Here is a 6,123-nt window from a genome sequence, read left to right as displayed (position 1 = left end):
CCCCCCCCCCCCACCCCGCCCCATGCCCGCGCGCGGGGGGCCCAGTCACCCAAGACAACGTTCCTCTTCTCCTGGGGTGGGGCGGCACCCTGCTCCTGCCCGCGACCATTACCGAACGCGCCGCGCGTTTCAGCAGGGCGCGCCACCCTTGAACGCGGAAAGGAGACAGCAATGCGCCATCAGAATGCCACGGCGTATCGCTTCCTCGCACCCTATCTGCTGATCTTTGCGGTGTTCTGGGTGTGGCCGATCATCAGCTCCTTCATGATCTCCTTCCAGGCGACGCGCACCGTGCCGTGGCGGTTCGCGCCCGGCTTCAACTGGGGCCGATTGATTGGCGATCCGGCCTTCTTCAACGCGCTTGAGAACACGCTGCTGATCCTGGTGATCCAGGTGCCGGTGATGATTTCGCTGGCGCTCGTCATGGCGGTGCTGTTGAATTCGCCGCTTTTGAAGGCGCGCGGCCTTTATCGCTTCGCCTTCTTCGCCCCGGTCGTGGTTGGCGAGGTCGCCTATTCGGCGGTGTTCCGGCTGATGTTCAACCTCGATTTCGGCATCATCAACAAGCTCTTGAACAGCGTCGGCCTGCCCAAGATCGACTGGTTCTCCAACGTCACGCCGGCGATGGCGTTGATCATGATCGCGGTGACCTGGCGCTGGGCCGGTTACAACGCCATCATCCTGCTTGCCGGTATGCAGTCCATACCCGAAGATGTCTACGAGGCGGCAACGCTCGACCGTGTCAGCAAGCTCAAGCAATTCTTCCATATCACCCTGCCGCTCCTCAAGCCGGTCATCGTGTTTTGCCTGGTGCTGTCTATCATCGGCACCATGCAGCTGTTCACCGAGCCATTCCTGATCACCGAGCGGGGCGGACCGGGAGGCGGCACGGAGACGCTTGGCCTGCTGCTCTACCGCCAGGGTTTCCGCTCGCTCAATTTCGGCTATGCCTCGGCCGTCGCCTACACCATGGCCGGGCTGGCGATCGCCATCACGCTGGTGCAGCTGTGGCTGACGAGGGAGCCGAAATGAGCTCGCGCTCCTCCACCAGGCTGGGACGCAGCATTGCGCTGCATCTGTTCCTGACGCCGCTGGCGCTGATCTGGCTGTTTCCGCTGTGGATGATGGTGGTATTTTCGACCATGCCGGACAACGGCATCTTCAGCCCCGGCATCGAGCTGTTGCCGCACGGCAATTTCATTGACAATTTCAACAATCTGCAGCGGGACACCAACTTCGTCGGCGCCATCGGCATTTCGGTCTCGGTGGCGGTTACCTACACCATCCTGTCGGTGCTGCTGACGTCGATGGCCGGCTGGGCACTGGCTCGTTACCAGTTCTTCGGCAAAGGCGCGATTGTCGCCATTATCCTCGGCACTATCACGCTTCCCTATGCGGTCGTGCTGATCCCGCAATTCATCATGGTGGCGCGCGATTTCAAGCTCGCCAACACCTGGATTGCGCTGATCGTGCCGCCGCTATTCAATTCGCTCGGCGTGCTGTTCATGCGGCAGAGTTTTTCGATGATGCCGGACGACCTCTTCGATGCGGCGCGCGTCGAAGGCGTGAAGGAATGGCGCATCTTCCTGTTCGTTGCGCTGCCCTTGGCGCGGCCGATGCTGGCGGCGCTCGCCATCATCCTGTTCCTCGCCTCCTGGAATAATTATCTGTGGCCGCTTTTGATCAACAGCCAGCCCGGTTCAATGACGGCGCCGGTGGCGCTCGGCACGCTGATCGGCCTCACCAAGGTGTCATGGGGCGGCATCATGGCGGGCGCGGTGATGCTGACGGTGCCGATGCTCGTCGTCTTCGTGCTGCTGCAGCGCCATTTCATCGCCGGCATCGCCGCCGGCGCGGTCAAGTAAGGGGCAGAATGGCAACGGTCACGCTCGACAATGTCGTCAAGCGCTTCGGCCTCTTCGAGGTTGTCCATGGCGCCAGCATCGATATCGAGGACGGCGAGTTCGTCGTCTTTGTCGGCCCGTCCGGCTGCGGCAAGTCTACGCTGCTCAGAATGATCGCCGGGCTCGAGGATATCAGCGCCGGCGAGATCGCCATCGGCGGCAAGGTGGTAAACGATGTCGAGCCAGCCGACCGCGGCATCGCCATGGTGTTCCAGTCATACGCACTCTATCCGCACATGAGCGTCGAACAGAACCTCTCTTTCGGGCTGCGCATGACTGGCAACCCGAAAGCCGATACCGATCGGCGGATAAAGCGCGCGGCAGAGATCCTGCGCATCAGCGAATTGATGGACAGGCGGCCGAAAAAACTCTCCGGCGGCCAGCGCCAGCGCGTCGCCATAGGTCGCGCCATCGTGCGCGAGCCGCAGGTCTTCCTGTTCGATGAGCCGCTCTCCAATCTCGACGCCGAACTGCGCGTCCAGATGCGGGTCGAGATCTCTCGGCTGCACAAGGAACTCGGCGCCACCATGATCTATGTCACGCACGACCAGACCGAGGCGATGACGCTCGCCGACAGGATCGTCGTGATGCGCGCCGGCCATATCGAACAGATCGGCCGGCCGCTCGATCTCTATGACAATCCCGACAACCAGTTCGTGGCGGGCTTTGTCGGCTCGCCGAAGATGAACTTCATCAAGGCCCATATTGTCGGACACGATGCGTGTGGCGTGATCGTCGAACTGGCGGGTCAGGAGAAGACCCGTTTCACCCAGCCGCTGACAGGCGCTACACCCGAAGTGGGTAGCAAGGTCATCGTCGGCGTGCGGCCCGAACATTTCGGCAACGCGGGAGAAGGTGGCGCCGACCTCGTCGTCGGCATCGACGTGATTGAGCACCTCGGCGGCACGAGCTTCCTCTACACCAGAACGGCCAATGGTGAAGACGTGGTGATCCAGCGCGACGCGGCAAAGGTTCCCGATGCGTCCGAGATTACCGTTTCCATCCGCAAATCCTACCTGTTCGACGAAAAAGGACTGCGGCTGCGGTGACCGGCCACCCTTTCCAGCCTTCAAGGAGAATGACAATGACTGCAACCACGCCCATTCGCTGGGGCATCCTCGGACCGGGCAGCATCGCCCAGTCCTTTGCCGGTGGCGTGGCCGATTCGCGCACCGGAAAGCTGGTCGCCGTCGGTGCCCGCAATCCCGCCAAGCCTGGCCTCGCCGAGAGTTTCCCCAGCGCCCGCATCCTCGATGGCTACGATGCGCTGCTTGCCGATCCCGAAGTCGACGCCGTCTACATTTCGATACCGCATCCCGGCCATGCGCAATGGGCGATCAAGGCGGCCGAGGCAGGAAAGCATGTGCTGTGCGAAAAGCCGCTTGCACTGACCGCCTTCGAGGCCGACGCCATGATGCATGCCGCGCGCAAGGCCGGCACGTTTCTCGGCGAAGCCTTCATGTACCGGCTGCACCCGCAGACGCTGAAACTGGTCGAGCTGATCAGGTCCGGTGTCATCGGCGAGATCAGGATGATCAAGTCGAGCTTTGGTTTCGCCATGCCGGGCTTCATGCCGCAGCACCGGCTCTACGCCAACGATCTTGCCGGCGGCGGCATTCTTGACGTCGGCGGCTATCCCGTCTCGATGGTCCGATTGATTGCCGGCGCCGCAGCTGGAAAACCCTTCGCCGAGCCTGACAAGGTCGTCGGCACCGCCCATCTTGGCCAGTCCGGCGTCGACGAATGGGCCTCGGCGCTGCTGCATTTCCCCGGCGGCATTGTCGCCGAAGTCTCCTGCAGCATCTCGCTCAACCAGGACAATGTTCTGCGCATCCTGGGCACCAAAGGCCGCATCGAGGTGCCGGACTTCTGGTTCGCCGGCGGTAACCGCAGCGTCGGCCTGGGCCAGATCGACGTCATTGCATCGGATGGCTCGCGCGAGACCATCAGCGTCAACGAGAAGCGCCATGTCTATTCCTTCGAGGTCGACGCGGCCGGCGAGGCCATTCGCGCCGGGCGGCAGGAATTCGCCTGGCCGGGCATGGCGTGGGCGGAAAGCCTCGGCACTTTGCGTGTGCTGGACAGATGGCGAGCGGCGGCCGGCCTCGAATACGAGATCGAGAATGCCCAACAACGCATCAACACCATTTCCGGCCGGCCTTTGCGATCAGGCGGCACGGCGATCGCCAAGCGCAAGATACCGGGGCTGTCGAAGCCCGCGTCGGTGGTGGCGCTCGGCTTCGAGGATTTCCGCACGTTTTCCTCGGGCTCGATCCTGCTCGACGCCTTTTTCGAGGGCGGCGGCAATCTCTTCGACACCGGTTATGTCTACGGCGCCGGTTATACCGAGAAGCTGCTTGGCGAGTGGCTGAAGAACCGCGGCGTGCGCGCGCAATCGGTGGTCATCGCCAAGGGCGCCCACTCGCCGCTCTGCTATCCCGATGTGATCGGCAAGCAGCTCGACCAGTCGCTCGACCGCCTGCAGACCGACCATGTCGATGTCTATTTCATGCACCGCGACAATCCGGACGTGCCGGTCGGCGAATTCGTCGATGCGATGGATCGCGAGGTAAAGGCTGGCCGCATCCGCGGCCCGTTCGGCGGCTCGAACTGGACGATGGAACGCATGGACGAGGCCATTGCCTATGCCGAACGCACCGGCAAGCAAAAGCCCGGCGCGCTATCCAACAATTTCTCGCTGGCCGAAATGCTGGAGCCGATCTGGGCTGGCTGCGTCACGTCCTCCACGGATGTGTGGAAGGCCTGGCTGACATCTAGGCAGATGCCGAACTTCGCCTGGTCGAGCCAGGGACGCGGCTTCTTCACCGACCGCGCCGGGCGCGACAGGCTCGACAACGAGGAACTGGTACGTGTCTGGTACTCGGAGCGGAATTTCGGCCGCCGCGACCGGGCGATCGACCTTGCCGCGAGACTTGGCAAGAGCCCGATCCATGTTGCGCTCGCTTATGTGCTTGCCCAGCCCTTCCCATCCATTCCGCTGATCGGGCCGCGCACGCTGGACGAGTTGGACGACAGCCTGCGCGCCCTCGACATCACGCTTTCGCAGGCCGATCTCGAGTGGCTGGATGGCGGCAGTCTGCGCGCAGCCTAGTTAACTGCCTGTCTAACGGCGGCGGTGTCAGGTCCCGTCATCGGACGCCCTGATGCCGCGCCTGGCCGGGGTTCTCATGCTGGCGTACATGCCGGTGGTGCGGAATTGGCTTGGCGTGATGCCGTAACAGCGGCGGAAGACCTTCGAAAAATAGTTGGCGTCCTCGAAGCCGCACAGGATGGCGACTTCCTTCACCGGCAGAAAATCCACCTTGGTCAGCAGCTTCGCCGCGCGTTGCAGGCGCTGCTGCAGCACGAACTCGGCGGGCGGCACGCCTTCGCTTTCGGCAAAACAGCGTGAGAAATGGGCCCGGCTGAGGCCGCTGATCTGGACCAGGTCAGCCACCGGCAGCGGTTTATCGAGATTGGCACCGATGTGATCGATCACCGGCTGCATGACGCTCTGTTTTTCGGCAAAGGCGTGGGAGCCGAAGACATCGTCATAGAGCGCCATCGCAGCCTCGTAGGCTATCGCCGAAGCAGCACCCGGCGAAGCAGCCCCTTTGATCAGGCGCAGGCTGCAATCGGCAAGATGATCGATTGTCGCCGGCTGCAGCCGAAATACAGGACCGGAGACGCTGAGGATCGACTTGTGGATGCGCAGCGCTTCCTCGCCGTTCATCGAAATCCAGAAAAACTCCCAGCGCTCATCCCCAGCCAGCCAGTAGCGGTGGTTGTGCGGCACCAGCACCAGCAATGTGTCGTTCTTCTGCAGGCGGTAGTTGCGGTTTTCGTAGCGCAGCCGGCCGGCTCCGCTGATCGTGTGCTGGAGCACCGTGAACGGTGTCTGGCCGCGCTTGCGGCCGTCCCAATCATAGATCTCGTCCTCGCGCACCTCGTAGCCCGTGCTCGTCGGCATAGCGTGCAGGCGCTGGCGACCGCGCGGCAGCGAGATCGTACGCATGGATTGTCCGTTGGCTATCAAATCATGCAGCACAAAATTACCCTCGAAAGCATAATCCTTCTCTGGTCGCGCTCGCGAATAAGCGCATAATCCCCGTCGAAAAGCGAGAGAGATCCGCAGTCGAGGAGCGGACAGGGAGGTTGGTGAGCCGGATTCCGGCTTGTCGCGCATACATGTCACGACATGTGGCTACAACTTCCCATT

At 62.5% G+C, this 6,123-nt stretch carries 5 protein-coding genes; 4 read left to right on the top strand and 1 reads right to left on the bottom strand.

Translation table 11 applies throughout. The features are described from left to right. Positions 1–171: 171 nt before the first annotated feature. From NKI20_RS14310 to NKI20_RS14295, 4 genes are read left to right on the top strand one after another with little or no spacing between them, the layout of a single operon-like run. On the top strand, positions 172–1,032 hold the full coding sequence (locus tag NKI20_RS14310; RefSeq protein ID WP_023758410.1) for a carbohydrate ABC transporter permease: 861 nt from the start codon (positions 172–174) through the stop codon (positions 1,030–1,032). Then, a complete protein-coding gene (locus tag NKI20_RS14305) occupies positions 1,029–1,865 on the top strand; it encodes a carbohydrate ABC transporter permease (RefSeq protein ID WP_352831392.1) in 837 nt (278 codons plus the stop codon). Before NKI20_RS14310 ends, NKI20_RS14305 begins: the two co-directional genes overlap by 4 nt. An 8-nt stretch (positions 1,866–1,873) precedes the next feature. Beyond that, positions 1,874–2,953: an ABC transporter ATP-binding protein gene (locus NKI20_RS14300; RefSeq protein ID WP_352831390.1), complete on the top strand. Its 1,080-nt coding sequence runs from the start codon at positions 1,874–1,876 to the stop codon at positions 2,951–2,953. 35 nt (positions 2,954–2,988) lie between these two features. Beyond that, a complete protein-coding gene (locus NKI20_RS14295; protein WP_352831388.1) occupies positions 2,989–5,016 on the top strand; it encodes an aldo/keto reductase in 2,028 nt (675 codons plus the stop codon). 27 nt (positions 5,017–5,043) lie between these two features. Here NKI20_RS14295 and NKI20_RS14290 read toward each other — a convergent pair whose 3' ends face one another. Continuing rightward, positions 5,044–6,090 (bottom strand): AraC family transcriptional regulator, encoded by a 1,047-nt coding sequence (locus NKI20_RS14290; RefSeq protein ID WP_352831386.1) that lies wholly within the window; start codon positions 6,088–6,090, stop codon positions 5,044–5,046. Positions 6,091–6,123: the final 33 nt, after the last annotated feature.

The organism is Mesorhizobium sp. M0830 (assembly GCF_040319965.1).
In the GTDB taxonomy this organism is placed as follows: Bacteria; Pseudomonadota; Alphaproteobacteria; order Rhizobiales; family Rhizobiaceae; genus Mesorhizobium.
Note: the sequence above shows the minus strand (reverse complement) of the source record. Positions and strands in the feature narration are given on the sequence as shown.

Bases quoted from the DNA above. Each gene is read 5' to 3' on its own strand.
- NKI20_RS14290 (WP_352831386.1), bottom strand. From the start codon at position 6,090: ATGCGCGACAAGCCGGAATCCGGCTCACCAACCTCCCTGTCCGCTCCT.
- NKI20_RS14295 (WP_352831388.1), top strand. From the start codon at position 2,989: ATGACTGCAACCACGCCCATTCGCTGGGGCATCCTCGGACCGGGCAGC.
- NKI20_RS14305 (WP_352831392.1), top strand. From the start codon at position 1,029: ATGAGCTCGCGCTCCTCCACCAGGCTGGGACGCAGCATTGCGCTGCAT.
- NKI20_RS14310 (WP_023758410.1), top strand. From the start codon at position 172: ATGCGCCATCAGAATGCCACGGCGTATCGCTTCCTCGCACCCTATCTG.
- NKI20_RS14300 (WP_352831390.1), top strand. From the start codon at position 1,874: ATGGCAACGGTCACGCTCGACAATGTCGTCAAGCGCTTCGGCCTCTTC.